Origin of the sequence: uncultured Alistipes sp. (genome assembly GCF_963931675.1) — a bacterium.
Taxonomy (GTDB): domain Bacteria; phylum Bacteroidota; class Bacteroidia; order Bacteroidales; family Rikenellaceae; genus Alistipes.
Genome location: NZ_OZ007039.1, coordinates 3,316,828 through 3,343,222, shown reverse-complemented (window position 1 = coordinate 3,343,222; position 26,395 = coordinate 3,316,828). Strand labels below are relative to the sequence as shown.

General features: G+C 46.7%; 27 protein-coding genes. 17 read left to right on the top strand and 10 right to left on the bottom strand.

Annotated features, from left to right (window positions below; genetic code table 11):
- Positions 1-154: 154 nt before the first annotated feature.
- The 3 genes from ABGT65_RS14285 to ABGT65_RS14275 all read right to left on the bottom strand — a co-directional run bounded on the left by ABGT65_RS14285 (position 155) and on the right by ABGT65_RS14275 (position 4,390).
- Positions 155-2,251, bottom strand: coding sequence for a DNA topoisomerase (locus ABGT65_RS14285; RefSeq protein WP_346703018.1), 2,097 nt, complete (start codon positions 2,249-2,251; stop codon positions 155-157).
- Between the two features lie 81 nt (positions 2,252-2,332).
- Entirely contained in the window at positions 2,333-2,587 is a 255-nt protein-coding gene (locus ABGT65_RS14280; protein WP_202192082.1) for a DUF4099 domain-containing protein, read from the bottom strand.
- Between the two features lie 51 nt (positions 2,588-2,638).
- Complete coding sequence (locus ABGT65_RS14275; RefSeq protein WP_057327222.1) at positions 2,639-4,390, bottom strand: DUF3945 domain-containing protein; 1,752 nt, start codon at positions 4,388-4,390, stop codon at positions 2,639-2,641.
- A gap of 757 nt (positions 4,391-5,147) precedes the next feature.
- Here ABGT65_RS14275 and ABGT65_RS14270 point away from each other — a divergent pair.
- A complete protein-coding gene (locus tag ABGT65_RS14270) occupies positions 5,148-5,876 on the top strand; it encodes an NERD domain-containing protein (protein WP_346703017.1) in 729 nt (242 codons plus the stop codon).
- A gap of 12 nt (positions 5,877-5,888) precedes the next feature.
- Positions 5,889-6,902: a hypothetical protein gene (locus tag ABGT65_RS14265; RefSeq protein ID WP_202192083.1), complete on the top strand. Its 1,014-nt coding sequence runs from the start codon at positions 5,889-5,891 to the stop codon at positions 6,900-6,902.
- 55 nt (positions 6,903-6,957) lie between these two features.
- Here ABGT65_RS14265 and ABGT65_RS14260 read toward each other — a convergent pair whose 3' ends face one another.
- The 5 genes from ABGT65_RS14260 to mobA all read right to left on the bottom strand — a co-directional run bounded on the left by ABGT65_RS14260 (position 6,958) and on the right by mobA (position 11,746).
- Complete coding sequence (locus tag ABGT65_RS14260; RefSeq protein ID WP_057327219.1) at positions 6,958-7,248, bottom strand: DUF4120 family protein; 291 nt, start codon at positions 7,246-7,248, stop codon at positions 6,958-6,960.
- Between the two features lie 18 nt (positions 7,249-7,266).
- Complete coding sequence (locus ABGT65_RS14255) at positions 7,267-7,758, bottom strand: hypothetical protein (protein ID WP_057327218.1); 492 nt, start codon at positions 7,756-7,758, stop codon at positions 7,267-7,269.
- A gap of 219 nt (positions 7,759-7,977) precedes the next feature.
- Positions 7,978-10,008, bottom strand: a complete 2,031-nt coding sequence (gene mobC / locus ABGT65_RS14250) for a conjugal transfer protein MobC (RefSeq protein WP_346703016.1) — start codon at positions 10,006-10,008, stop codon at positions 7,978-7,980.
- Between the two features lie 33 nt (positions 10,009-10,041).
- Positions 10,042-11,298 (bottom strand): conjugal transfer protein MobB, encoded by a 1,257-nt coding sequence (gene mobB, locus ABGT65_RS14245; RefSeq protein WP_202192087.1) that lies wholly within the window; start codon positions 11,296-11,298, stop codon positions 10,042-10,044.
- 1 nt (position 11,299) lies between these two features.
- On the bottom strand, positions 11,300-11,746 hold the full coding sequence (gene mobA / locus ABGT65_RS14240) for a conjugal transfer protein MobA (protein ID WP_202192088.1): 447 nt from the start codon (positions 11,744-11,746) through the stop codon (positions 11,300-11,302).
- A gap of 677 nt (positions 11,747-12,423) precedes the next feature.
- Between mobA and ABGT65_RS14235 the strand changes: the two genes are divergently transcribed.
- The 4 genes from ABGT65_RS14235 to ABGT65_RS14220 are packed head-to-tail and all read left to right on the top strand — an operon-like array spanning position 12,424 to position 14,880.
- On the top strand, positions 12,424-13,182 hold the full coding sequence (locus tag ABGT65_RS14235) for a ParA family protein (RefSeq protein WP_057327281.1): 759 nt from the start codon (positions 12,424-12,426) through the stop codon (positions 13,180-13,182).
- Positions 13,183-13,184: 2 nt separating this feature from the next.
- Positions 13,185-13,658 carry a DUF3408 domain-containing protein gene (locus ABGT65_RS14230; RefSeq protein ID WP_346703015.1) on the top strand — a complete coding sequence of 158 codons (474 nt, stop codon included), beginning with the start codon at positions 13,185-13,187 and terminating at the stop codon, positions 13,656-13,658.
- 2 nt (positions 13,659-13,660) lie between these two features.
- Positions 13,661-14,089 carry a DUF3408 domain-containing protein gene (locus ABGT65_RS14225; protein ID WP_346703014.1) on the top strand — a complete coding sequence of 143 codons (429 nt, stop codon included), beginning with the start codon at positions 13,661-13,663 and terminating at the stop codon, positions 14,087-14,089.
- Between the two features lie 2 nt (positions 14,090-14,091).
- Positions 14,092-14,880: a DUF4122 family protein gene (locus ABGT65_RS14220; RefSeq protein WP_346703013.1), complete on the top strand. Its 789-nt coding sequence runs from the start codon at positions 14,092-14,094 to the stop codon at positions 14,878-14,880.
- Between the two features lie 174 nt (positions 14,881-15,054).
- Here the strand turns inward: ABGT65_RS14220 and ABGT65_RS14215 are convergent, their stop codons facing one another.
- Together ABGT65_RS14215 and ABGT65_RS14210 are read right to left on the bottom strand one after the other, a co-directional pair.
- Positions 15,055-16,113 (bottom strand): nucleotidyl transferase AbiEii/AbiGii toxin family protein, encoded by a 1,059-nt coding sequence (locus ABGT65_RS14215; RefSeq protein WP_057327277.1) that lies wholly within the window; start codon positions 16,111-16,113, stop codon positions 15,055-15,057.
- Positions 16,106-16,720, bottom strand: coding sequence for a DUF6088 family protein (locus ABGT65_RS14210; protein WP_007834046.1), 615 nt, complete (start codon positions 16,718-16,720; stop codon positions 16,106-16,108). The genes ABGT65_RS14215 and ABGT65_RS14210 overlap by 8 nt, the downstream gene beginning before the upstream one ends.
- Positions 16,721-17,096: 376 nt before the next feature.
- Here ABGT65_RS14210 and ABGT65_RS14205 point away from each other — a divergent pair, with 376 nt between their 5' ends.
- From ABGT65_RS14205 to ABGT65_RS14155, 11 genes are read left to right on the top strand one after another with little or no spacing between them, the layout of a single operon-like run.
- Positions 17,097-17,393, top strand: coding sequence for a DUF4134 domain-containing protein (locus ABGT65_RS14205; protein ID WP_005794045.1), 297 nt, complete (start codon positions 17,097-17,099; stop codon positions 17,391-17,393).
- 1 nt (position 17,394) lies between these two features.
- Complete coding sequence (locus ABGT65_RS14200; RefSeq protein WP_346703012.1) at positions 17,395-17,727, top strand: DUF4133 domain-containing protein; 333 nt, start codon at positions 17,395-17,397, stop codon at positions 17,725-17,727.
- Positions 17,724-20,222 carry a TraG family conjugative transposon ATPase gene (locus ABGT65_RS14195; protein ID WP_346703011.1) on the top strand — a complete coding sequence of 833 codons (2,499 nt, stop codon included), beginning with the start codon at positions 17,724-17,726 and terminating at the stop codon, positions 20,220-20,222. The genes ABGT65_RS14200 and ABGT65_RS14195 overlap by 4 nt, the downstream gene beginning before the upstream one ends.
- A 31-nt stretch (positions 20,223-20,253) precedes the next feature.
- A complete protein-coding gene (locus ABGT65_RS14190) occupies positions 20,254-20,868 on the top strand; it encodes a hypothetical protein (protein WP_346703010.1) in 615 nt (204 codons plus the stop codon).
- Positions 20,869-20,905: 37 nt separating this feature from the next.
- Positions 20,906-21,535 carry a DUF4141 domain-containing protein gene (locus ABGT65_RS14185; protein ID WP_025018902.1) on the top strand — a complete coding sequence of 210 codons (630 nt, stop codon included), beginning with the start codon at positions 20,906-20,908 and terminating at the stop codon, positions 21,533-21,535.
- An 18-nt stretch (positions 21,536-21,553) separates the two neighbouring features.
- The gene (gene traJ / locus ABGT65_RS14180; RefSeq protein WP_057327273.1) at positions 21,554-22,561 is read left to right on the top strand and encodes a conjugative transposon protein TraJ; all 1,008 of its coding nucleotides are present in this window, start codon (positions 21,554-21,556) and stop codon (positions 22,559-22,561) included.
- 19 nt (positions 22,562-22,580) lie between these two features.
- Positions 22,581-23,204, top strand: a complete 624-nt coding sequence (traK, locus tag ABGT65_RS14175; protein WP_007664650.1) for a conjugative transposon protein TraK — start codon at positions 22,581-22,583, stop codon at positions 23,202-23,204.
- A gap of 30 nt (positions 23,205-23,234) precedes the next feature.
- Positions 23,235-23,531, top strand: coding sequence for a hypothetical protein (locus ABGT65_RS14170; RefSeq protein WP_346703009.1), 297 nt, complete (start codon positions 23,235-23,237; stop codon positions 23,529-23,531).
- Positions 23,524-24,813 (top strand): conjugative transposon protein TraM, encoded by a 1,290-nt coding sequence (gene traM / locus ABGT65_RS14165; RefSeq protein WP_346703008.1) that lies wholly within the window; start codon positions 23,524-23,526, stop codon positions 24,811-24,813. The genes ABGT65_RS14170 and traM overlap by 8 nt, the downstream gene beginning before the upstream one ends.
- A gap of 20 nt (positions 24,814-24,833) precedes the next feature.
- A complete protein-coding gene (traN, locus tag ABGT65_RS14160) occupies positions 24,834-25,820 on the top strand; it encodes a conjugative transposon protein TraN (RefSeq protein ID WP_057327270.1) in 987 nt (328 codons plus the stop codon).
- A gap of 2 nt (positions 25,821-25,822) precedes the next feature.
- Complete coding sequence (locus ABGT65_RS14155; RefSeq protein ID WP_346703007.1) at positions 25,823-26,395, top strand: conjugal transfer protein TraO; 573 nt, start codon at positions 25,823-25,825, stop codon at positions 26,393-26,395.

Here is a 26,395-nt window from a genome sequence, read left to right as displayed (position 1 = left end):
GGCTTGGATGTGAAACGCCTCCACCGGCAAGGTTTTCGGTAAAAATACCGCAGCTGTGCGAGGATGATTTTTGCCGAAACCGCCTGCGGCACGACCTTGCGGGGTGGAATGAGGGCGGTTCACTACCTTTGCCTACGAATTGGGATGACTGACATCATCTTTTCTTATCTCTCTTCTTTTCAGGAAATGCCAGCGTTACATTGAACTCATCGTCAAAGGCTACGGCGGCATCGAAGGAGTTACCTTTCTTTCCCTTGAATCCCTTGATCAGCTTGGTCGCTCCCGATGAGAGCAACTGTTCCAGATGCTGCTCGTTAAGTTCCTTGTTCAGCACCTTGCGGAATACAAGCAGACCGCAATCAGGATTGTCGCACTTGGCGACCTTCGGGCGTATCATCACTTTGCCTGTACCGCATTTGGGGCAAGGAATGGTACGCTGTTTGGGTGCAGGGAACTTCAGTCCGAGTACCTCGCGTGTAACCTGCGAGGTAAAACTCTCGATGGAATGCATAAAGGAGCGTGTCTCCAAAGTATGCTGCTCTATTTGTAGGAGTGTTTTCTCCCAACTGCCTGTCAGCTCCACGTTGGCAACCTGCATATCCTTTACCGCCTCGTAGATGTAGAGTCCCTTCTCGGTAGGTACAAGTGCCTTGCCTGAACGCTCGATATAGTCACGCTTGAAGAGTGTCGTGATGATGGCGGCTCGTGTGGCTGGTGTTCCGATACCCAGTTCTTTCATCGCCTCTTTTGCCTTCTCATCGGTGATGTTCCTACCGCAAGTCTCCATAGCGGCAAGGAGTGTCGCTTCGGTATAGAGCGGCTTGGGCATTGTCTTACGCTGTGCCGTGCCATAGCCCGTAACGGGTATATGCTCACCCTCGGCGAAGCGTGCCGTACCCTTGTTGGCTTCTGTCTCGTCCTTCTCGGCATCCTCCTTGCGGGCAAAGACAGCACGCCAGCCCGGATTGACGATGGTAGTAGAGCGTGAACGGAACTTCATATCCTCGGCGGTCGCCTCCATTACCAGTGACTCCTTCTCGCAGCGTGGCGAGAACGCTTCAAGCATACGCCCTGCAATCATCGTATAGACAATCTGCTCGTGGGCGTTCAACTCCTCAGGCTCTACACCTGTGATGATGAGTGCGTGGTGATCCGTTACCTTGTCATCATCTACACTACGCATATTCAGATGCTCAAAGTCGAAACGCTTGCCATACTCCTTGAACTCGGGCATAGTGGCAATCTTCCAAAGAGAGTCATAGACCTGCTCCATCAGGTCATGCGAGATATATCTGCTACCTGTTCTCGGATATGAGATATACTTCTTCTCATAGAGAGCCTGTGCCACAGAAAGAGTCTTCTCCGCACTCATATCGTGATGCGTATTGCAATCCTTCTGCAAGGTGGTAAGGTCGTAAAGTAACGGTGCCTGTTGGTAGGTACGCTTGCGCTCCACCTTTGTGATGAGTGCCATTGAGTCGGGCGAGAATCGTGTGTGTGCCGCCTCTGCCTGCTCCTTGCTCTTGAAGTCCTCGATATGGGCGAACTGACGGAACTCGCCCAAGCGTTCAAGGGTGATGTGCAGTTGCCAATAAGGTGTGGAAACGAAGTCGCGGTTCTCCTTGTAGCGGCTGCATATCATCGCCAGCGTGGGTGTCTGCACTCGTCCGAGGGAGTTGTTCGGCATACCTGAAGCCAAAGCCAATGCACGGCTGGCATTCATACCCACGAGCCAATCAGCCTTGGCACGGCAGTCGGCAGCGTGGTAGAGACTATCGTAAGCCTCGCCATCCTTGAGGTTGCTCATACCTACACGGATAGCCTCGTCCGTGAGTGAGGAGATCCAAAGACGCTTGAAGGGCTTGGTATATCCGAGGTAGTGGTAGATGTATCGGAAGATAAGCTCACCCTCACGCCCAGCATCCGTTGCCACGATGATGCTGTCACACTTGCTGAATACCTCGTCAATGACCTTGAGTTGCTTGGCGGCACTGATGTCCGTTACCATACCTCTGTCGGTCTTGATCTGTCTTACCACAAGCTGGAACGGTTCGGGGAGCATAGGCAAATCCTCGTGCGAAGCCTTACCGTAGCCATAAGCCGATGGCATGGCGAGGGAAACGAGGTGTCCCAATGCCCAGGTTACAAGATACCCGTTGCCTGCCATATAACCATCCTTCTTCTCTGTTGCACCGATGACGCGGGCGATGTCCTGACCTACGCTCGGCTTTTCTGCTATAATTGCTATCATAATTATTCGGGAATTAAAGAAGCCGTCTCCCGTCCCGATTATGGTGCGGGAAACGGCTGTCAGGTTAGTAATGGAATCGTGTTACTGCGTGGGGTTGATACCGATGATTTCGAGCAGCGGAGAGTCGTTCTTGCGTACAAGCTGCAAAGTGGCATCCATCACCACATCTACACCGAGGAGTACAAGGCTCAGCGATACGACACCTGTCTTCTCGCCTCGGATCAGTGTCTCAAGCTCTCCGGCCTGTTCGAGTTCATCCTTGAGGATACCGATTCCTGAAAGTTCGTCCCAATTTACATCTTCCACCTTGAAAGGTGTTTTATTCTTATCGTTCATCTTAAAATTCATTTTAGAGTTATACATTGATTTGACTTGTCCCACTACGGATTAGATGCTCTGTCCCTTTGATTGACGCTTCTCCTGCTTCTCGGCTACCACATTGCGCTGTGAGGCGTTGCGGTTTCGGTCGGGATTCTCGTTGTAGAAGTCCAGCTTGTTCTGGTTGGAGTTCAGCTTGACATACTGCGAGATGCTCTTGCCATCGAAGCCCTTCATTCCCTCCACAAGTACCGACTTGCCACTCTGAAGGTCGGCACGCTGCTGACCGGAGAGCTTGGCACCGAAGATCTCCTTCGGAATCTCGAACTTGGCACGCTCCTCAAAGCCATCGGGAGTGCGTGAGTACATCAGTCGTCCCGTCTCAAGGTCTGCCTTGATGAACGAAGAGAACTCCTCGCCACGGTTGTTCACCATATCATTGAGGAAGATGGCACGACCCTCACGCAGGTCTTTCTGCTCCTCAGCGGTAAGTTTCACACCGCCTATCTCCTTCGGGATGTAGATTTCTCTTGCACCCTCGGGCGAGTCGGGATTGTAGCGTGTGTAGTTAGGTCGTCCTGTCGCCTCATCGAGTTTCACATACGATGAGAAGAGTTCGCCATCCTTACGCTGCATATCCTCCACGAAGATTGCCTTGCCTGCATTGAGGTCTTCAATCTGCTGCTTGGTAAGCTCCACACCACCGAGGGCGGTACGGTTGAAGATGCGGTCGTTCTCGAAGATGAAGTCGATACCTCTACGCTCGGCACTTACCTGAATGTGGGCGTTGAACTCGTTGCCCGACTTGGCGGTCATACCCTCGATATAGACCTTCTTGCCCTCACGCAGGTCGTTCTTCTCCTGGTCGGTGAGTTGCACGCCCTTAATCTCGTTAGGGATATAGACATTCTCGGCACGCATGGCCACCACCTCGTTGGTCATCTTGTCAAGGCTGATGAACGATGGGATATACTCTCCGTTGCGACCTTTGAGTTCCACCACTCGTCCCATATTGCCTGTTTCGAGGAGGTTCTTCTTGTCCTCTTCCGAGAAGATGTGTCCAAAGTAAGGACGCTCCAATTCGGGTTGCTTGCGGATACCGTGGATGGCGAGTACCACCTCACCTGTGTTGGATTGCTGCAACGACAGGCGCGCGTCGGTACGCAGTACGGCAGAGCCGAAGTTAAGGTTGATAGGTACAAGCTGGTTGGTCTTGTAGCCTTTGAGCATAGAGTCGAGAAGTCCTCGCTCCTGAAGATACTCACGCGAGAGTCCGAAGTTCTTCAACTGGTCCCAGTTGATCATAGACTCGTTGTAACGATACTGATTGTTCTGCTGCTGGTCGTTAGCTTCAACGACGGGCTGCTGGGTTTGATTTTTCTTTGCCATTTCTTCTGAATTTTGATTGTTAATACTTTGTTCTGTTTGGTTTTTGGGGGTTATCTCATACTTCTTGAGAAACTCTTCCACTGCTTTTGTTTTCTTACCTTCGGCAAGGTCTTCGATGGCTTGCTTGACTTCGGGTTTGTCGAACTCCTCCTCCTTCATCGTGAAAAGACCGAAGTGTGTAGGGTCTTTCAGCTGACTCCAGAAGTTCTTGAGGAAGTTCTCGAAGAAGGTCGCATAGCGGTCAATCTTGAGAAAGGAGTTCTGATGCTCTTTGTCTGCCGGCACGGTGGAATACTTGCCGTTCTTGTTGATTTCGGATACCGCCTGAATGAGCAGTTCCATCTTGTCTAAGACCAGCACGATGTCGCTCATCTGCGGGTTCTCGGTGACTTGTGTTTTTGAGGGGGCATCCCTTACATTTTTCTTTGCCATAACTGTGAGTTTTTAGCGTTAATAACTAATGTTGTCGCTGCAAATATATATAGCAAATTTTGATAAAACATTGACATTTAAGCCGTTAGACTATACAAGTCATAAGGTGTCATCACTTGTCATAGCAGGTAGGAAAGCGAAGACACGAAAAGGGCAAAACAAGGGTGAAAAGAGGGAAAACGCTCCACACTGAAACGGGGGCGAAAGGAGCGAAAAACAAAGGCAAAAAAAGGTGCGAGAAAAAAGCGGTGGTATGACCGAAAAGAAATAACTTTTGTAATATGCAGAGTTGAGAGCTGAGCTGCTTTTGTCCCACTTAAAAAATCGGGGCTTAAAAAGATGGCGGTGGTTGATAGACCTTATAATGAAATATAGATATGGCAGTCAGGTTGAGAATAGAGATGCGGCATATCTTACCGCAATGGATTTTTGACCTGTTGTACTATGCGTCGTAGGTCGCTTCGCTTGCTAAGTCCCAACCTCTGTCTCAACTCGGACGGCGATACCGGAGCGTTTTTTCGGGTGAAAAATTATCGCAGAGAATTTTTTGCCCGAAAACCCTCGGCTTGAACGTGGAGGTATTGTCCCTCCGAGTTAACTTCTTGAAGGGACTTTGCGAGTGAAGCGGGATTTTCACGCTACATACACTTTTTGTAGCCCTTTCTGTCTTTCATTCGTAAAAAACGGACTACCTTTGCAGTGTATAAAGCATAATATAATGAGTTCAATAATAATCATCTGCATATTTGTCCTACTTGTGGCATTTAAGATTTGGATGTCTTCGCCCAAGAATATAGGCAAGTTCGGAGAAAAGCGTGTGGCTCGAAAGCTGGATTGGCTCTCGAAGGAGTACCTCACGCTTAATGATATATTATTGCCTACAAGTTATGGGACAACGCAGATAGATCACATCGTAGTTTCGCCATACGGAATCTTTGTAATCGAAACGAAGAATTATAAAGGTTGGATATTCGGACATGAGAACTCGGAAGAGTGGAAACAGAGTCTGCTTGGCAAAAAGAGATTTTGGGGTTGGTCAAGTGAACAGCATAAACTTAGGAATCCTATTCGCCAAAATGCGGCTCACGCAAGAGCCGTCAAAGCGATATTGAAAGAGGTCGGTGATTTTCCCATTATCCCCATTGTCGTATTTGCAGATAGTGCAGAGCTGAATATTACTACACCTAACCATATAGTGATAAATTGGTGCAACTTGCGTTCAGCCATCAAGTCATATAGGACACAATGTATTTCACAAGAAGATATTCAGAGAATCGTGAGTAAAATATCTTCGGCAAATATCACCACTGAAGGCAGTCGAGAAAGCCATATCCGTAATGTGCAGACAGTTCAGCAAAATAGAGATATGGCGATAGCCAATGGTAAATGTCCGAAGTGTGGTGGCAATTTGGTTGAGCGAAAAGGAAGATACGGCAGTTTCTTAGGTTGTTCTAATTATCCACGATGCCGTTTTACACATAATTAAATAATAGATTATATGGAACAGAAGATATATCCAGTTCACAAATTAGATGCTAATATTACTGCAATATTACAAACTATTATTACAGCAGACATTCCAGGTTGCATAAGCAAGGGATTGTCAAATGAAATTCATTTTATTGACGAATATACCAGTATAACTTGTCCTGCAAAAATTGTCCCGGATAAGTTAAATGGGGGTTGTTATGTACAATTATCGGCAGCATATTGTCAATATTTATGGTTGGTATGCGATATAGCACTAAAAACTATTGATTGTGACATAATCTTGCAAGAGTGCAAGAAAATTGGGGGCAATATAGAAGATTACAAATCCTCTGTTAATGAAATCTTGCAATATCCTAAAGAAAAATTGCTGAATCTATTACAAATGAGTGGATATGACATTGATCTTGATCAATATTATGATTATCTTAAAAGATCAATCTCTATAATAGATATTGAAAAATTAACAAACGAACTGGAAATGGATTATTGTCTATTATTACCATTAACAGACAATTCAAAGGCAATAGACATTGAAAAATACTATCAAATTAATTTTGATGGAGCATATGAAGAAAAAGTAAACGCAATGTACTGTTTCGGTATTACTTTCATCCTCTTACATGAATTATCGCATTTTACATTAGGTCATCTTCATAAAGATGAAGAAATTACTGATGAAACAGATGCTGACATTGCTGCTTTTTGGGAAATAAATGGTAGTCTTGCAGAACAAAGATTATTTTCTGCTTATTGCGGATTGATATGCGTATTGTTTTCATTGCTGTATTTAAATCCAGATATGATTGAAGATGGCATTCATCCGCGTGAAGACAAACGTATATTTGACATATATGAAAACATTAAGGATGAGAATATAAAATTCACATTACTAATTATTCATATGTTTAAGTTATGGAAAGACCTTAATAATATTCAAGGTTTTCCAAAATTCGATAATGATAACCCAAAAGAAACTATTGGTCACATAAAAAGCTTTCTTTCAGGTCTTAATCAAAATTAGGAAGAGAATAAATCTCGAAAAGGAAAATGAAACACTCCTTTTCGAGATTCTTTTTTTAGGTGTGTATGCTCCACCCGTGAATAGGATTCATCAATACGGCAAACGATTGGTCGGGCTGTCCGTGATAGAGCAAGCCTCCGACAATTCCTGTTCTACCATCGGGATATACTTGTCGGAATCCGAATGAGTGAGGTGCAGAGTCATAGTATAGCTCAATCTCACATGGGCAGTTTGGATTTTCCTCCCACTGCTTCAAACGGTCAATACATTTTTGCAGCGTGTCGTTCTTGATTTCCTTTGCGTAGGCAACAGCCTTGTCATAACGCTCTTGACATAAAATCTTCATACTCAATATATTTTGGGTTTATAATAAATCTTCATATACTCCAAAGCTGTAGCAGTCGGCAATGTAAAAGTCCTCACAGCCGATTTCTGCAAGTGACTTCATATCTTCCAGCGTATCGCAATAGAAGAAAATGTCATCATCCTTTTCGGTATCAGCAGACATTCCGATGGCGATACGCACTTCAATGGTATCGTAGTTGTCCTTATAGCGGATAAGGCAATCGGCATAGTGAGGCTCGATGCCTCGCTCTGTAAAGAATTTCAGGCATTGGCGACTAATCTCTTTTCTGACTGCATCGGGTTTCTTCCAATCTGTGTCATCAATAATCTCCAATCCCATACCTTCTACGACCAAACAAGTGCAACCATTGATGTTTGTCATTAGTGTACGCTTGCCCATATACTTCTTGCGTTCTTCTTTCCATTTGGGAATATCCCATCTTTCTGTAGTCCATTCTCCGCGATAATCCTTTGGTTTACGGAGATACTCTGATAATGTCATTCTAATCATCGTCTATCTTTATTTAAGTTATACATATTACAGGCGAAGCACTGTATTCTATTTCTTTACCGCCTTGACTGTTCCGTGCATGATTGTGCAAGGTTGGCGGGAAAAATACCGCAAGCCCCGTGGGGCGAGGATGATTTTTCCACGACACCCACAGGGCTTGACCTTGCTCAATCCGAAAGGCACGGGACAACCTTTGCGGTAAGAAATAGGATACAGATTCTAATCGTTATCCTCTTCGTCCTTCTCGTCTGGCAACAATCGTTTACGCAACTCAGGATCAGCCTTGATTCGTTCCATTTCATCTTGAACAATCTGCTCGACTTCATCTTTGATACGGGAATAGTTACGCTCTATCTGCTCCTGCATAATGTCATTGCCATTCTCGTCCTTAAACTCATTGACGATAGGAATCTTCTTGTATGCCTTTGTCTCGGCACTTACCTTTGCACTATCCACGATGATGCGTGAGTGGAAAATCTTCTGGTCAATCTCCTCACCGAAGTTATCTGCCACGCTACCCACAAATGTGCCTTGCGAGAGGTTAGAGATTTTCGAAGCAGGTATAAGGAAGTCTAACTGCGTGTTGATAGATGTTGATGTGTCCTGACGGTTGATAGATACCGACTGACGCTGTTGGAGTATCTTGCCGAAACGCTCCGATAGATTCTTTGCTGTTTCACCTACCACCTGTCCGCTGAAGATATTCCCCACCGTATTTTGGATAACCTTCGCCTCCTTGTCACCATAGTCACGAGCCAACTGCGAGTAATCCTGAAAACCGAGACAAACCGCCACCTTGTTGCTTCGTGCTGTGGCAATGAGGTTGTCGATACCACGGAAATAGATGGTCGGCAACTCATCAATAATGATGGAACTCTTTAACTGACCTTTTTTGTTCACCAACTTAACAATACGGCTGTTGTATAGACCGAGAGCCGCAGAGTAGATATTCTGGCGGTCGGGATTGTTACCTACGCAGAGTATCTTCGGCTCATTGGGGTTGTTCAAGTCGAGGGTAAAATCATCGCCCGTCATCACCCAATAGAGCTGCGGAGAAATCATTCTCGACAGCGGAATTTTTGCCGATGCAATCTGGCCTTGGAGCTGATCTTGCGCTCCACCTTTCCATGCGTCCATAAAGGGTGAAAGATAGTTTTCCAACGAAGGATAAGAGGTCAGAATCGTAAATATATCCGCATACGGTTTGTTCAGGAACTCAATCGTATGAGGGAAGGTACAATACTTACCGTCCTTGTAGATTCTCAGATACCAGATGATAGCCGCCAAAAGAATAATCGGAGATTCTACGAAGAAGTCGCCCTGTTTCTGAATCCATGTCTTATTCAAGTTAAGCATAATAGTATATGCTGATTCATAGGCATCGCTGATATCAACCATAAACTTCGGGTTAATGGGATTACAGCGGTGTGAGCGACGCGGGTCATCAAAGTTGATGACATAAAAACTCGGCTTTACCTTGTACTTGTCTATGTTCTTCAACAACTCATTGTAGGCAATAACGGAGAGGTCATCAAACTTGTAGTCGTAGATGTATGTGGCAAATCCTTTGGCTATGGTCTGCTTGATGTAGTTGTTCACTACGGCATACGACTTACCGCTACCCGGTGTTCCCAATACAATGGTTGCTCGGAACGGATTTACGACATTTATCCAACCGTCCCATTCCTTGCCTTGGTAGACAAACTTTGTAGGCAGGTTTACCGAATACTCGTTCTCCATCAGTCGTGTCTCCTGCATAAAGCTCTCGTTGGCCACATTAAAGACATCTTCCATAAGGTTATGCTTGAACATACGGCTAATCCATACTCCCGACATAAGCAGAAGGATATATCCGACAGTTATCGTAATGGTGTAGATTACCATATTCACGATTGGCGAGAACGGAAGGTCGAGCAACCACCAGTTCATAAAGAAGAGGACAATACCTCCGAGGAAGGTCGCATAAATCTTCTGCCAGGTCATCTTCTGATTCTTGACTCCCTTTGTGCCGAGGCACGACAGAGCCAAGAATATGATGGCGAACACCTTTGTCACAAGCAGGTTGCTGAACAGCCCTGCTGTATTCTGAAAGTTGAGCAGTATCTTATCTACCACTCCGATGTTGATACCCATATCCACGATGGCCTGATAGCAGAACCAGTAGATATGTACTACAATAAATATAATGGATATGGCACGCATGAACTCCATGACCTTTGCCAATCCTCTCAAATCATCTTCCTGTTGCATAATAAATTCGTTTTAATGGTTAGTGAAATTGGTTTACGATATGCCGCGTGAACGGCGTTTTTTCTTCTTCCTTTTCTTCTGGTACTGCTTGGCGAGCATCTCCTCCTGCGGATCATTTGCAGGAGCGTCAAACGAGAAGATTCCGAAGGCTTGCTCTATGCCCGATTCAAGGTCTGCCGATGAGAGGCTGTGGCTTTCCGAAAATCCTTGTGGCATATCAGTCCATGGAATGTCGCCCTGCAAGTTGAATAGCTTCTCGAAGTTGTTTGCCGAGAACTCCTTACCCAGACGGGAACCGTTATATACCTCACGATTGTGGTGGTCGATGAATGTGACACCGTAAATGCGCCCTGCATCGTTCTCTCGGAACACCACATCAATGCCCTTGCTTCCAAGCAGACGCACGAACTCCTCGCGGTTGCCACGACAGCCGTGCATTGCCAAAGCCACATCGTTGCGGATTTTGGGTTGCCACTTCTTTGCTCGGAACTCTTGAGCATTGTAGGTGATACGCTTTTCCACACCTTCGTAGCCAAAACGCTTGCCGATAAGCGAGGACTTGATGGGTGTGCAGATAGGCTTGCCGTTGTCATCGGTCATCGTGTAGATGATACCCGAATAGGGCTTGCCGTCGAACTCGCCCTTGACCTGCTTTGCCTCGATGTTGAAGCACGAGAGCATAGCACTGTACTCGCCGAAGGATTGGAAACGGTACGAGGTAAAGACACTCTTGAGAATGTTCGATACCTGCTGCTTTACATCGCCACGGGTGTAGTCCGCTTTTTTAAGATAAGGCTCCAACAGTTCCCTACGTTTGTCGGCAATCTGTTTGAGTCCGAACATCTGTTCCAACTCTCGGCACGCCTTCATCGAGCGGTTCCATTCGTAGGCATCGTCTATCTTCTCACCGTTCTCATTCACGCAGGTAGATACTATATGTATATGTCTGCGGTCAATGTCCTCGTGGAGATAGACAATGTAGGGTTGGTTGCCGTAGCCCATCTTCTGCATATAGGCTCTTGCCAAATCCGCAAACTGACTGTCGGTAAGATTGTCGTCCAGTGTCGGGTTGAGCGATATATGCAGAATAGGCTTCTCGGTTTTTCTGTTGGCTGCGAGATAACTCTCAAAAGCGAACATCGTCTGCCGTACAATCCTGTCAGGGTCGTAGAGAGAATCGGTAATCATGCGGTTGCCCGCTATGATGCGTGCCGTATCCTCGTTTACCTTCTGCTGGTTGTAGATGATGGCTCCGTAGAGCGAAGCACCTCTGTTGATTTTAGCCACCATATCAACCTCCGCTTTTACGGTTCAAGTGCCTCTCCTCAAACTCGCGCGTGAGGGCGATAATCTGTTTGCTCAATACTACCAACTCCAGTGTGGCTTTCTCCAACTTGGCGACAAGGGCGAATGCCCGCTTATCCCCAAAGTTGGTTTTTACGGCTCGCACCGTCTGATTGTAGTTGTTACCGATGGCTTGGAACTGATGGTAGAAATTCGTGAGACGTATGTAATAATCCATAGCCGCCTTGTCGAGTTTTACTACCTTTACTTCACGCTCGAAGATTAGAGCCTTTAGAAATTTCGACCTCTCCTTGAATCCTGATTTTTGGAATTGGATGTCGAAGTGTCCGTTCTCTTCCGATGTCAATCGGACCACATAGCGATGTATAGCTGGATCTAATTTCGGTTTCCTGCCTACACCTTTTCTTTGGTTTTTCCTGTTGTTCGTCTGCATACTTTTACATTTAATTGGTTACTAACTTCCGCTATGGATTCACGACTTTGGAGTGAATCCCTCCCCGAGCCGCAGGCGAGTGGCAAGTTTGTTTTGAGTGCCCGAAAACATTTCGGGTGCCTCAAAACACAACTTGCTATGTTCGCTTGAACATGAATTTTCCTTCGTAAAATTGGCTGTCGCCGTTCCCCTCAGAGAGAAGCATCCGAAAACTCCGTTCGTCGTGCGTCCATAGACCTTTCTGGCGCAAAGTTAGACAGGTTTATTCTATTGGTAAATAGCGAGTTATATGCTATGTGGTGACATATGATGACATGTATAGTCAGAGGCTTGACAACATGGTGATTATTCCAATTTTTCGCTATTTCTTTGCGGTGTGAACGGTTGGGAATTACCCTCCGATAACGGAATAATGGTCACACTGTCGGTTGCTTCCGTGAACAGTTGGATAGTTGGAAGCAATGTCGGATATGACAGTTAACGGAAGGTCATGACCAATATACCGACCAGTAGCGGTTGGATAGTCGGAAGTATCCGATAACGGTTGCTACGATGGTCGGAACAACGGAAGATTCTGATAGTGCAAACAACCGCTAATGGATAGTTGGAAGGATGCGTTCACGGGATATTGGAAGAGACAGTTAACTTATTTATTAACAATTTAAATTTTAAGTATTATGAGTAAAGAGTGTTTGTTAGTTGCTATCAGCAACCAGAAAGGCGGGGTTGGTAAGTCAGCCCTTACGGTAGTACTCGCCAGCTACCTTCACTATGAGAAAGACCTTAATGTCGCAATCATCGACTGCGACTCACCGCAGCACAGCCTCGTGCGTATGCGTGAGCGTGACAAGAAGGCAATCTCTGCAAGTCCCTATCATCAGCAGCTCGTGGAGAAGCAATGGGAACGCATACAAAAGAGAGCATATCCCATCATCGGCTCTACGGCAGAAAAGGCAAGAGAGGCGGCAGACAAACTTGCCGAGAAGGAGAACTTGGATATTGTCTTTGTGGATCTTCCAGGAACGGTACAATCAACGGGTGTCTTCCGCACCATAGTTAATATGGACTATGTGCTTACACCTTCAATTCCCGATTTGATTGTGATGCAGAGTACGCTATCCTTTGCCACCACTGTATTGGACTATGCAAAGAGCCAGAAGGATGTTCCCCTTAAAGACATCATCTTCTTCTGGAACAGGCTCAAGAAGCGTAGCAATACGGATGTGTTGAAGACCTACTCGCAGATTATGGGAGAGTTGAACCTATCCGTTCTCGATTCCACTCTGCCTGACCTATGCAGGTATGAGAAGGAGATTACACACGCGAAAAAGTCATTCTTCCGCTGCACGATGTTACCGCCTCCTGCGAAACTTCTTAAGGGCAGTGGTATCGGAGAATTGGCCGATGAGCTGATTGTGAAACTTAAACTGAAATAGTTATGGCTAAGAAGAAAGTAGAAGTCAATGAGGATATGCTCAAAGACATTATGGTCGGTGATATCCCTGTCTTTGGCAGGGAGAGACCGAACTATCAGGAGCCGAAGGTCATTGAGACCGAGGATTCGGATACAGATTCGGATACAGATTCGGATACAGATTCGGATACAGATTCGGACGAAGGCACTGAGGCGGTAGCCTCAAAACCGAGTACCCCCAAGCCACGAAAGAAGCGTGAGGAAACAGGTACATATAAAGAGAGGTATCTTGTGAATATACCTGCCTCAAACCGCTCTCACGTATATATTAACCGCGAAGTGGCGGACTGCATCAAACGGGTGTTGCCTGTCATTGCTCCCGATATGAGTGTATCAGGTTACATCAGTAATATCCTTGTGGAGCATTTGCAGCAACACTGGGATGAGATTAACGAGTTATATAATAAAGAGTATTACAAACCATTAAAGCCATTTTAGTTATGATTGAAACAATAGTAAATATCACAACAGGAGCTTGTTATTTGGTAACAGCAGGCGTTATCGTAAAGTATATCTATAGTCGATTTGTGCAACACAAAAATCATCAGGGAACTAATATTCCTATGGTGAAGAAACAGACCATAGTTGCTCTTGTAGAGAATCCATCGCTATCTGAAGATACTTCTTCGGCAAAAGGAATTGATAAAGCTGAATATAAAAAGAGATTCCTTGGTAGTTATATGATGAAAAATCTCGTCCAGGTCTATATTGATAGAAGTAGTCATGAATGTATGAAGCGATTTTTATCAATTGCTGCACCAGATACTAGTATGGCAGGCTATGTCAGTAGAATTATCAAAGACCATATTGCTGAAAATGCTACGACTATCAATAAGATTTTTGAGGATAGTAAAACTAAACTCTTTTAGCTATGGAAGTAAAGATATATTTTGCAGTAAAGGTCTTATGTGCCTTATTCGTATTCTATCATCTGTGGGTGTTCTTGTTTTGCCGTAAGATTTACGGTTTGTGGGACAAACTGCATAACTGGGCACGCATAACCCGTGTCAGATTATGGAAGTACCGAAAGAAACGAATGGCAGAAAAAGCCAAGCGTGAAAGGCGTAAGAAAATATACGGTAAGGATTTGCTTACGGAAAAGCCTAAACCAATCCAAACAGTAACGCCTCAAAAGGTTGAAGAGAGTCCTCCTGTTGATGATGATCCGAATGAGGTAATGGGAAAGTCCAATATCATATATTATAACGATATTGAAGCTGACCGGAAGATTCCGACCCGTTCTTTACCTCTGAAAGAGGTAGAACTGCCTGTAGATAAGGACATCAATCCCGATGATGTAGAGGATAACATCGAACCTCAGAAGGGTTTGACCGAAGAGGATAAGCGTGAGTTGATGGAGCCTGAAGGAGTAATACCTGATCCGGACTTTGACAAGTCCTTAACATATGAGGATATGAACAACCTTGTGGATGTGCTAAACTCAGATAATCATGACGAGCAGAAGTCTATTCGTGCAGCATCAACCATCCATCATAAGTTGGCTAATACGGTGATATTGGACTTCCTTGTCAATAAGGTAAGCAATGGAGATAAAGTAAATCAGTTGCTCCAAGAATGTTTGGATGCTAATGGAAATCCTCTGCCTAAACGAAGGAAAGCAAGTAAAGTCAAGTCGTTCGATATAAATAAGTATGCTTAGTATTTGTACATGGTTAATGATTTTTATTACTTAAACAATGTTGGCTGGCACTCCGATGTGAATCGTGGTGCCAGCGTTTTTTATGGAGTCCGCTATTTTAATTAACAAGTAAGGCAAGTATCGTAATGCCTCGTGCATTATGATTCTTGCCTTGCTATGTTGTTTAAGCTATAATTACTCTGCTGTTGCTCTTGGAGGAACTTTTCGGAATCGTTCCTGCAACGTTTCGAGGAACTTGAGCAAATCTGCAAACTCCAGAGCCTCTCCATAGATAAAGCTGGAACGCATATCGCTGTAGTCCACCTCATATTTCGGGACAAGTTCTTCACTTGGAACAATCGTAATGGATTCTGGCAGTTCCTTATCATAATCTACATATCCGACATGATAGAATTTCTTTCTATGCTCTACAATGTCATAATAAAGGTTAGAGTCATTCAATGCCTTATCCATATAATCGGTATGTGATAACTTTTCCAAATCATAGAAATGGCGAGACATACGATATGTTCTTGGCTCTTTCTTTTGGTATTCCTCACAAAGCAAAAATGCCTTCTCTAAGAATGTCCTTGCAGGACTCACGGTCTTGATGGTCTGAACAATATCAGAATCAACATCTTCATTCTTATAGACCTGTTCAACCAATGAAGATATGCGTTTCATTTCGTATGGTTCAGCCATAGAAAGGACACTGATTTCAATCTTCACAGTCGGTATTGCATAGGGAGCGTCGCTATTATAGAGTGATGGATATTGAACAAAAATCACAGATGGGTCTTTATCGTGATCCACCTTCTTTAGTTCACCATTTTCATCAACGACTTCATTTTCTGCAAGTACAATCACATCCAACCCTAAATTTGCCAGTTGTTCTTTCAAGTCATCTTTAAATTCACCGAAAAGATAATCCTGAGCCTTTTCTCTGAACTTGTGGATTTGAGTGTTGCTGGTGCAGTTGGCACACGACAGATTCATTTCATTTAAGAAGAAGTCACGACCAAGAGCCAAGTCAATATCTTCACTGAAACGGTCTATAATATCCCAACCTTTACTCAAACTTGTACCGCCTTTGAAAAGTAGATACTCGGAAGCCTTTGTGTGGAACAAGGCGTACAATATGGCTGTTACCCACCAATCTTTCTCCGCTGCGGCTTCATCAATATTCTTTGCTTCCACAACGCCCTGTATCATGGCCTTGCGTTCATCTATCGAAAAGTCTATCCATTTACTCATTGTCAGTATCCGTTTTGAGGTTTCTTTTTATAATTTGTCTTACCCATACCGGTGCCAATAATAGATCGTGTTCAATTGTTTCTGTTTCAGGTGTTGCAGATAATAGTTGAGCAACTCTTTTTTCCACGCTCTCTGTTATATTATCCTCTCCAATGCTACGAAGAGCCTGTACCAATTCGGGCATTAGTTTTCCTTTGTATGCAAAATTTCTTGGAACGCCATGTTTTAATGTTACAGTTCTATTGCCCAATTTCAGAGTTCTTGGAGTTCCTGATGTTATGAAACAAGCATTCATTGGGACTTGTGTGGAAAATCCCAATCTATTAGCAGCGGTTTCACCTGTTGGAAATACTATAGCCTTATCTCTCTTGGCAATCTCCGTTACCAGTTCAAAAGCAGAAGGATATACCACTCCAAATCGTGTTTTTTTTGCCTTAACATATACGCCTTTGGCTATTCGTGTAATCAAACCCTCTTTCTCAAATTGAGCAAGGAGTTTGGTTACATATTCCACATCAAATTGATGGAATGTAGACACAAAAAACACCTCGCCATATCTTGCGTAGGTTATCTTTGCCTTAACTTTATGTTCCACAGTCCTTTGCATACGATTTTTAGCCTATTTTAAGTCGGAATAAAAGCGTTTTTTTCCGACCACAAAGGTATGAAAATATTGCGAAGTGACAAAAGAATCCATTGTTTATTTCATTACACCTATACTTTTTGCTCTTTAAGCGGGCAAAAACTTGTGATTTTTGGAAGTTTTCGCCCGCTTAACCCGACAATATAAGGTTGAAATTTCATCCTTCAAACAAGCCTTCTTGTCCCTCTTTTTACCCCAAAATCCACCCTTCAAAAGACCCCAAATATGACATCTGACGACACGTTATGACGCGTATAGACCGATTTGAAAATCAATGGATTAAGTGCTATATATTCGCAGTCGAAATCACTTTTTGTATAACTAAAAAACATTTCGACGTATGAAGAAAAAAGTATTATTCGCAGCAGCATTTATGCTTGCAACAGTAGGTGCTTACGCACAGGGTAACGGTATCGCAGGTATCACCGAGGCTACCAACATGGTAACATCGTATTTCGACCCCGGTACCAAGTTGATTTACGCAGTGGGAGCCGTAGTCGGTCTTATTGGTGGCGTGAAGGTCTATTCGAAGTTCTCTTCGGGCGACCCCGACACCTCGAAGACCGCAGCCTCTTGGTTCGGTGCCTGTATCTTCCTCATTGTAGCCGCCACTATTCTCCGTTCATTCTTCCTCTAATATGGCGGTCTATCAAATCAACAAAGGGATTGGTCGTAGCCCCGAGTTCAAGGGGCTACGCAGCCAATACCTCTTCATCTTCGCCGGCGGTCTGCTTGCCATACTCATTGCCTTTATGGTGCTGTATATGGCAGGCGTGAATCAATGGATATGTATCGCACTGGGAGTCATCTCCGCTTCGGTACTTGTCTGGGCGACCTTCCACCTCAATGCCAAGTATGGCGAGTGGGGCTTGATGAAGATACAGGCTGCAAAGAACCATCCCCGCTACATCATCAACCGCAAGCGATTCTTGCGATTGATTATTCCTAACCTCAAAAACAGAAAGTCATGAGAAATGTAATGAAAGCAGCTACCCTCGAAAGCAAGTTCCCGATTCTGTCGGTTGAGCACGACTGCATCATCAGCAAGGATGCCGACATCACGGTCTGCTATCGTGTGGAGCTTCCCGAACTCTTCACCGTCACACAGGCGGAGTATGAGGCGATACACTCGGCGTGGACCAAGGCGGTCAAGGTCTTGCCGAACTACAGTATCGTGCATAAGCAGGACTTCTTCATTGAGGAGAGCTACACCCCCGAGTTGCAGAAGGAAGACCTCAGTTTCCTCAGCCGCTCTTTCGAGCGACACTTCAATGAGCGTCCTTACCTGAAGCACACTTGTTATCTGTTCCTCACCAAGACCACCAAGGAGCATAGCCGCACGACCAGCAGTTTCAATGCCCTTACCCGTGGCTTCATTATCCCGAAGGAGATGCAGGACAAGGAGGCGGTGAGCCGATTCCTGGAGTATTGCGAGCAGTTCGAGCGTATCATCAACGACAGCGGATTCATCACGCTTACACGTCTTACGGGCGATGAGATTACAGGCACGGAGTCAACTGCGGGCATCATCGAGAAGTATTTCTCGCTCTCGCAGGAGGACACCACCTGCTTGCAGGACATCACCCTCGGAGCTGGCAAGATGAAGATTGGCGACAACTACCTCTGTCTGCATACGCTCTCCGATCCCGAAGACCTGCCGACAAGCGTGGCTACCGACAGCCGTTACGAGCGTCTCTCAACAGACCGTAGCGATTGCCGCCTCTCGTTTGCTGCACCTATCGGAGTATTGCTCACCTGCAACCACATCGTGAACCAGTACCTCTTCATCGATGACTCTGCGGAGATGCTGCGTAAGTTCGAGCAGACAGCACGCAATATGCACTCGCTATCGCGTTACAGTCGCTCCAACCAGATTAACCGCGAGTGGATTGAGGAGTACCTGAACGAGGCACACAGCCAGGGGCTGACGGCTATCCGCGCCCACTGCAATGTCTTCGCGTGGAGCGATGATAGGGAACGCCTCAAGCGTGTAAAGAACGATGTAGGCAGTCATCTCGCCTTGATGGAGGCCAAGCCCCGACACAATACGGTGGATACACCGACTCTGTTCTGGGCTGCTATACCAGGCAATGCAGGCGATTTCCCTGCCGAGGAGTCCTTCTACACCTTTATCGAGCAGGCACTATGCCTCTTCATCGAGGAGACCACAGGACAGGATTCACTCTCTCCGTTCGGTATGCGTATGGTGGACCGCTTGACGGGCAAGCCTATCCATCTGGATATTTCGGATTTGCCTATGAAGCGTGGTATCATCACCAACCGCAACAAGTTCATCCTCGGTCCTTCGGGCAGTGGAAAGTCCTTCTTCACCAACCATATGGTAAGACAGTACTACGAGCAAGGTACGCATGTGTTGCTTGTCGATACGGGTAACTCTTATCAGGGGTTGTGCAACCTTATCAATGCCCGTACAGGTGGCGAGGATGGTATCTACTTTACCTACGAGGAGAGTGATCCGATAGCCTTCAATCCTTTCTATGTCGAGGACGGTGTGTTCGACATTGAGAAGAAGGAGTCCATCAAGACACTTATCCTCACGCTGTGGAAAAGGGACGATGAGCCACCGACGAGAGCCGAGGAGGTGGCGCTCTCCAATGCGGTGAATCTTTTCTTGGAGCGTATTCGTGCCGACAAGAGCATCAAGCCCTCGTTCAACACCTTCTATGAGTTTATCCGTGACGAGTATCAGGAGATACTTAAAGAGAAGCGTACACGCGAGAAGGACTTCGATGTATGGGGATTCCTCAATGTCTTGGAGCCTTACTACAAAGGTGGCGAATATGATTTCCTCCTGAACTCCGACAAGCAGCTGGACCTCTTGAACAAGCGGTTTATCGTCTTCGAGTTGGATAACATCAAGGACAACAAGGTACTCTTCCCGATAGTGACCATTATCATTATGGAGACCTTCATCAACAAGATGCGTAGGCTGAAGGGCATCCGCAAGATGATACTCTTGGAGGAGGCTTGGAAAGCCATCAGCAAGGAGGGCATGGCCGAGTACCTGAAGTACCTCTTCAAGACCGTGCGTAAGTTCTTCGGCGAAGCAGTTGTGGTAACGCAGGAGGTCGAGGACATCATCTCTTCCTCTATCGTCAAGGGTACCATCATCAACAACAGCGACTGCAAGATTCTTCTCGACCAGCGTAAGTATGTGAACAAGTTCGATGAGATACAGGCTTTGCTCGGACTCACCGACAAGGAGCGTGCACAGATTCTCTCCATCAACCTCTCCAATGCTCCTGGCAGGAAGTACAAGGAGGTGTGGATAGGTCTTGGCGGAGCACAGTCGGCAGTCTATGCCACGGAGGTATCTCCCGAAGAGTACTACTGCTACACCACCGAGGAGACCGAGAAACTGGAGTTGCAGCGACTCACCGAGAAGTTGGACGGTAATATCGAACTCGCCATCAAGCAGCTTGCCGAGAGCAAGCGAAGCAAGTAACCCATTTTATTCACCATTAAACATTTGAAGTATGTACAGTAACTTAAAATCAGACGAGAAGAGATGCCAAGAGGTCATCTCGTGCCTCTATTGGTCACTGATGCAGAATTGGAATATTCCGCAGTCGATGCAGGATTACTTCGGACTTACGGAAGATTACCGTCTGTATCATCAGTTGGAGGATATGGATCCTGCAATCTATCGGCAGAAAAGAGCAACGGGAGAGATACCCGATGTGCTTGAGGTGGATGCAAGGCTGACACGAGCCGTGGAGAATATCTTCGAGAGTATCTGTGAACGCCCTCCCGTGCCTTATCTCAATAAACTGAACGAGGAGTTGGAGAAGTTGGAGCAGATTGCACATTTCCCCGACAATGTTCACGACACCATCCATATCCGTCCCGATTTCCTTGCTAAGTATGGTATTGACAGGAGGACTTCTTCGGAAGAGTGTTCCGCCAAGGCTGAAAAGGCATATCGTGAACTCGATGCCCGCTTTGTCAGGATGACAGGCAGAAGACCTTATGCTGATGAACTTTTCAACGGAATGAAGAAGAGGCAGAGCGACTCTTCCGAGGAGAGACCGTCCCGAAAGCAGCATATCCGGCATAAGCCCAAATCTAAAGGTCGCAAGATGGGACTATGATTTATGATTAAGTATTCACCCTTTAATTCGTAACAGTATGAGATTGAAAATTTTTATGCTCTGTTTGGTGGCTCTCTTTGTCAGCCAGACATCGAGGGCGCAGTGGGTGGTGACAGACCCCGGCAACCTCGCACAAGGCATCATCAATGCCACGAAGAACATCGTGCATACATCCTCTACGGCAAGTACGATGATTCAGAACTTCCAGGAGACTGTAAAGATCTACAAACAGGGAAAGGAGTACTACGATGCTCTGAAGAAGGTCAAGAACCTTGTCCGCGATGCACGCAAGGTACAGCAGACAATCCTGCTTGTAGGCGACATCACCGACATCTATGTGAACAGCTTTGAGCGTATGCTGAACGACCCCTACTTCACGGTGGAGGAACTCAGTGCCATTGCTCTGGGATATACCAAACTGCTCGAAGAGAGTGCCCACCTCTTGAATGACCTTAAATCGGTGGTCAATGAGAATGGACTCTCGATGAGCGACAAGGACCGTATGGATATCATCGACAAGTGTTACAGCGAGATGCTCCAGTACCGTGGGCTTGTGCAGTACTACACCAACAAGAACATCGGGGTATCCTACCTAAGAGCTAAGAAACAGAACGATGTTGACCGTGTGATGTCCCTCTACGGATCGCCGAGTGAACGCTATTGGTAAACCTGAAATCCTACGACTATGGTACTATTAGCAGTAAACTTTGACAATCTGCATCAGATACTCCAGAGTCTGTATGTGGATATGATGCCCCTCTGTTCGCAGATGACGGGTGTCGCCAAAGGACTTGCCGGATTGGGTGCTCTCTTCTATGTCGCCTATCGTGTCTGGCAGTCGTTGGCAAGAGCCGAGCCTATAGATGTCTTTCCGCTCCTGCGTCCCTTTGCTCTCGGACTGTGTATCATGTTCTTTCCGACATTGGTGTTGGGCACGCTCAACAGCGTGATGTCGCCCATCGTGACGGGAACGCACAGAATCCTTGAAACGCAGACCTTCGATATGAACGAGTATCGCAGGCAGAAGGACAAGTTGGAGTTTGAGGCGATGAAACGCAATCCCGAAACAGCCTACCTTGTGGATAAGGAGTCCTTTGACAACAAGCTCGATGAACTGGGAGCGTTGGATGCTATTGAGGCTTGCGGAATGTATGTGGATCGTGCGATGTACAATATGAAAAAGGCTGTTCAGAACTTCTTCCGTGAACTGTTGGAACTGATGTTCAATGCCGCAGCCCTTGTCATAGACACGCTGAGAACATTCTTCCTCATCGTCCTCTCGATACTCGGACCCATATCCTTTGCGATAGCCTGTTGGGACGGCTTCCACGCCTCACTCACGCAGTGGTTTGTCCGATACATCAGTATCTATCTGTGGCTGCCTGTGAGCGACCTTTTCAGCAGCGTGCTTGCACGCATACAGGTACTGATGCTACAGAAGGACATCGAGCAGTTGTCCGATCCCAACTTCATCCCTGACGGGTCGAATGCGGTCTATATCACCTTCCTCATTATCGGCATCATCGGATATTTCACCATTCCGACAGTGGCCAACTGGATAATCCAGGCAGGCGGCGGTGCAGGTAACTACGGCAGGAACGTGGCCCAGACAGCAAGCCGCACGGGAAGCATCGCAGCAGGTGCAACAGGTGCCGCCATCGGCAACATCGCAGGAAGATTACTTAAACGATAACCTATTAAACAGTATTCAAATGGAATTCAAATCACTTAAAAACATCGAGACCGGCTTCAGACAGATACGCTTCTTCGGCATTGCCTACCTCTTTGTCTGTGCTTCGCTTGTAGGCTTCTCCCTTTGGAAGGCATACAGCTTTGCCGAGGCACAACGACAGAAGATATATGTCCTTGACGAGGGCAAGTCGCTGATGCTGGCTCTATCTCAGGACTTGGAGCAGAACCGTCCTGTGGAGGCAAGGGAGCATGTGAAGCGTTTCCACGAACTCTTCTTCACGCTTGCACCCGACAAGAGTGCCATCGAGGGTAATATCCAGAGGGCAATGTTCCTAAGCGACCGCTCGGCATATGAGCACTACAGCGACCTTGCGGAGCAGGGATATTACAACCGTATCATATCGGGCAATGTAACACAGCGTATTGAGGTGGATAGCATAAGCTGCAACTTCAACCACTATCCCTACGAGGTGGTGACATACGCACGACTATCTATCATCCGCGAGAAGAGTATCACCGAGCGTAGCCTTGTGACCAAAGGACGACTTCTCAACTCCACACGCAGTGACAACAATCCTCACGGATTCATCTTCGAGGCGTTCCGAGTGGTGGAGAACAAGGACCTGAGAGTCTATGACAGATAACCTAATTATTCACCATTAACATTTACAGCGATGAAAAAGTACATTCAGAGAATCAAGGATTCAATCAACAAGTCTTGGAACAACAAGACATCAAAGACAAAACGCCTTATCATCTACGGCCTCTTGCTGGCGTATATGGGATTTGCCCTCTATGTAATCTTTATGCCTGCTCCCGATTACAGGTATGAGGAGTATGTCAGAAGTGAGCCGCCTGCTACCAACCTGATTATCGAGGAGGAGGCAGTTCCTGCCGACAGCCTCTCGGATGAGAAGATACGGGAGATGGAAGAGTTCTTTAACCAATTTAATTCCGAGAGCTATGAGTAACGATGCAAACGCTCTGAAAAGAAAGGAGCAAATCAAGAAAATTCTTGTGTATGGCGGAATGGTTATGCTATGCCTTGTATCATTCTACTTCATCTTCAAACCATCGAAGGAGCAGGTACAGGCTGAACAGCAGAAGGTAGGCTTCAACGCCGAACTTCCCGACCCGCGAGGTGCAGGCATCGAGGCCGATAAGATTGCAGCCTACGAACTGGAGGATATGCGTGTCAAGCAGGAGCAGAAGATGCGTACCCTTGAGGACTTCACCGCAATGACCACCGATGACGAGGGGGAAGGGGTGGTCGAGATACCCGAAGAGCCGAGATACATAGGTGGCGGTGGCTCGTCATACCGAAGTGGCAGCAGTCGGAGCAATTCGTTCTCCACATCCACATCTGCCTACAATGACATCAACGCCACACTCGGCAGTTTCTACGAGCAGCCACGTGAGGATCCCGAAAAGGAGGCTCTGAAAGCGGAGCTTGAGGAGCTGAAGCAGTCGATGGCACAACAGCAGAACAGTCAGCCGACATATGCCGACCAGGTGGCACTCTTGGAGAAGTCATACGAGCTTGCGGCGAAGTATATGCCCGGAGGTACGCCTACAACCTCAGAGGACGCAGCCGAAGAGGTGGAAAGCACCACACAAAGCGGCAAGGCGAAAGCACAGCCCGTAGGTCATGTAACGACTCTCGTAGTGTCGGCACTGGCTCAGCCTGTGAGCGACTCGGTGATGATAGCACGCTTGTCGCAATCTGTAGGCGGTGGCTTTCATACTGCGGTAGGCGAAGCACCGAAGCAGACAGCACGGAACACCATCAAGGCGTGTGTGCATGGCGACCAGACGATCACGAGCGGTCAAAGCGTACGACTTAGGCTCTTGGAGGCGATGCGTGTCGGGAAGCATGTACTGCCACGAAACACCCTTATCACGGGCGAAGGCAGCATCAAAGGCGAAAGGCTCGACATCGAGATTCTTCAGGTGGAGCATAACGGAACGATCATTCCCGTAGAACTTACCGTCCACGACAATGACGGACAGGCGGGAATCTTCATCCCCGGCTCCATGGAGGCGAGTGCAGCAAAGGAGATGGCGGCAAATCTGGGACAGAACCTCGGAACGAGCATATCCATCACCAACCAGTCTGCCGGAGACCAACTGCTATCCGAAGTAGGTCGTGGTGCCATACAGGGCGTGTCGCAGTATATCTCCAAGAAGATGCGTGAAGAGAAGGTACACCTCAAATCAGGATATACCCTGATGCTTTATCAAAACAATCAATAACCTATTAAAACATTAAAGACATGAAAAAGATTTTTGTAATGCTTGCCCTCACGATGGGCGTTGTAAGTGCCAATGCACAGTCGGTTGATTCAACCGCAGTAACTAACACAGTAGCCGGTGATGTAACCCTCACTACGGACATCTATCCGCAGCAGGAGGATGGCGACATCTATCACGGTCTGACAAAGAAACTGACCTTTGACCGTATGATTCCGCCTTACGGCTTGGAGGTGACATACGACAAGACTACTCACATCATCTTCCCTGCGGCAGTACGCTATGTCGATCTTGGCTCGCCTAACCTTATCGCTGGCAAGGCCGACGGCTCGGAGAATGTGATTCGTGTGAAGGCTACAGTCAAGAACTTCCGCGATGAGACCAATATGTCGGTGATTACCGAAAGTGGCAGTTTCTACACCTTCAATGTGAAGTACTCCGATGAGCCTCTGCTCCTGAATATCGAGATGAAGGACTTTATTCACGATGGCAGTGAGGTGAACCGTCCCAACAATGCTCTCGACATCTATTTGCAAGAGCTTGGCAGTGAGTCGCCGAAGTTGGTACACCTTATCAGCAAGGCTATCCACAAGGACAACAAACGCCACATCAAGCACATCGGCAGCAAGGCGTTCGGCATCCAGTATCTGTTGCGTGGACTATACACCCACAATGGTTTGCTCTACTTCCATACGCAGGTGAAGAATACATCGAATGTGCCTTACGAGGTGGACTTCGTGACCTTCAAGATTGTGGATAAGCAGGTAATGAAGCGTACAGCCATTCAGGAGCAGGTAATCTTCCCTCTGCGTGCCTATGACTATGCCACAACCGTTGCAGGCAACAAGGATGAGCGTACCGTATTCGTGTTCGATAAGTTCACCATCCCTGCCGACAAGGTGCTTGTGGTGGAGATGCACGAGAAGAGCGGTGGCAGACACCAGACCTTCACCGTGGAGAGTGAGGACATCGTAAGAGCAAAGGTAATTAACGAACTTAAAGTGAAGTAGCTATGAAGAAGTATCTGTTTCTACTTGTTGCAGTCGTATCGCTTGCCCTCTCGTCAGGGCAGGCATACGCCCAGCGTTATCTCCCGAAGATGAAGGGTGTGGAACTCAGAGGTGGCTTTGTGAATGGCTCTAAATCTCCGCTTAACTACTACACGGGAATAGCGATGTCGGGATATACCAAGAAGGCTAACCGCTGGGTGGTGGGTGCAGAGTATCTGCTCAAGAACTACGACTATCGGGGTACATCCATTCCGCGTGCCCAGTTCACTGCCGAGGGCGGTTACTACATGAAGTTCCTGTCCGATCCTACAAAGACCTTCTTCCTCTCCATCGGTGGCTCTGCATTGGCAGGCTACGAAACGGTGAATTGGGGCGATAAGATGCTCTATGACGGCTCTACGCTGCTTGCCAAGGATGCCTTTATCTATGGCGGTGCCATTACCCTTGAATTGGAGAGTTATATAACAGACCGTATTGTCCTGCTTGCCAATGTGCGTGAGCGTGTCCTCTGGGGTGGCTCACTCGGCAAGTTCAGTACTCAGTTCGGCTTAGGTGTCAAATTTATTATCAATTAA

Coding starts and splice junctions, on each gene's coding strand:
- traK (WP_007664650.1), top strand. CDS start 22,581: ATGGAATTCAAATCACTTAAAAACATCGAGACCGGCTTCAGACAGATA.
- ABGT65_RS14185 (WP_025018902.1), top strand. CDS start 20,906: ATGAGATTGAAAATTTTTATGCTCTGTTTGGTGGCTCTCTTTGTCAGC.
- ABGT65_RS14215 (WP_057327277.1), bottom strand. CDS start 16,113: ATGAGTAAATGGATAGACTTTTCGATAGATGAACGCAAGGCCATGATA.
- ABGT65_RS14220 (WP_346703013.1), top strand. CDS start 14,092: ATGGAAGTAAAGATATATTTTGCAGTAAAGGTCTTATGTGCCTTATTC.
- mobC (WP_346703016.1), bottom strand. CDS start 10,008: ATGCAACAGGAAGATGATTTGAGAGGATTGGCAAAGGTCATGGAGTTC.
- ABGT65_RS14230 (WP_346703015.1), top strand. CDS start 13,185: ATGGCTAAGAAGAAAGTAGAAGTCAATGAGGATATGCTCAAAGACATT.
- ABGT65_RS14265 (WP_202192083.1), top strand. CDS start 5,889: ATGGAACAGAAGATATATCCAGTTCACAAATTAGATGCTAATATTACT.
- mobA (WP_202192088.1), bottom strand. CDS start 11,746: ATGCAGACGAACAACAGGAAAAACCAAAGAAAAGGTGTAGGCAGGAAA.
- ABGT65_RS14260 (WP_057327219.1), bottom strand. CDS start 7,248: ATGAAGATTTTATGTCAAGAGCGTTATGACAAGGCTGTTGCCTACGCA.
- ABGT65_RS14235 (WP_057327281.1), top strand. CDS start 12,424: ATGAGTAAAGAGTGTTTGTTAGTTGCTATCAGCAACCAGAAAGGCGGG.
- traN (WP_057327270.1), top strand. CDS start 24,834: ATGAAAAAGATTTTTGTAATGCTTGCCCTCACGATGGGCGTTGTAAGT.
- ABGT65_RS14190 (WP_346703010.1), top strand. CDS start 20,254: ATGTACAGTAACTTAAAATCAGACGAGAAGAGATGCCAAGAGGTCATC.
- ABGT65_RS14205 (WP_005794045.1), top strand. CDS start 17,097: ATGAAGAAAAAAGTATTATTCGCAGCAGCATTTATGCTTGCAACAGTA.
- ABGT65_RS14170 (WP_346703009.1), top strand. CDS start 23,235: ATGAAAAAGTACATTCAGAGAATCAAGGATTCAATCAACAAGTCTTGG.
- ABGT65_RS14200 (WP_346703012.1), top strand. CDS start 17,395: ATGGCGGTCTATCAAATCAACAAAGGGATTGGTCGTAGCCCCGAGTTC.
- ABGT65_RS14280 (WP_202192082.1), bottom strand. CDS start 2,587: ATGAACGATAAGAATAAAACACCTTTCAAGGTGGAAGATGTAAATTGG.
- ABGT65_RS14155 (WP_346703007.1), top strand. CDS start 25,823: ATGAAGAAGTATCTGTTTCTACTTGTTGCAGTCGTATCGCTTGCCCTC.
- ABGT65_RS14285 (WP_346703018.1), bottom strand. CDS start 2,251: ATGATAGCAATTATAGCAGAAAAGCCGAGCGTAGGTCAGGACATCGCC.
- ABGT65_RS14255 (WP_057327218.1), bottom strand. CDS start 7,758: ATGATTAGAATGACATTATCAGAGTATCTCCGTAAACCAAAGGATTAT.
- traM (WP_346703008.1), top strand. CDS start 23,524: ATGAGTAACGATGCAAACGCTCTGAAAAGAAAGGAGCAAATCAAGAAA.
- ABGT65_RS14210 (WP_007834046.1), bottom strand. CDS start 16,720: ATGCAAAGGACTGTGGAACATAAAGTTAAGGCAAAGATAACCTACGCA.
- traJ (WP_057327273.1), top strand. CDS start 21,554: ATGGTACTATTAGCAGTAAACTTTGACAATCTGCATCAGATACTCCAG.
- mobB (WP_202192087.1), bottom strand. CDS start 11,298: ATGGTGGCTAAAATCAACAGAGGTGCTTCGCTCTACGGAGCCATCATC.
- ABGT65_RS14225 (WP_346703014.1), top strand. CDS start 13,661: ATGATTGAAACAATAGTAAATATCACAACAGGAGCTTGTTATTTGGTA.
- ABGT65_RS14195 (WP_346703011.1), top strand. CDS start 17,724: ATGAGAAATGTAATGAAAGCAGCTACCCTCGAAAGCAAGTTCCCGATT.
- ABGT65_RS14275 (WP_057327222.1), bottom strand. CDS start 4,390: ATGGCAAAGAAAAATGTAAGGGATGCCCCCTCAAAAACACAAGTCACC.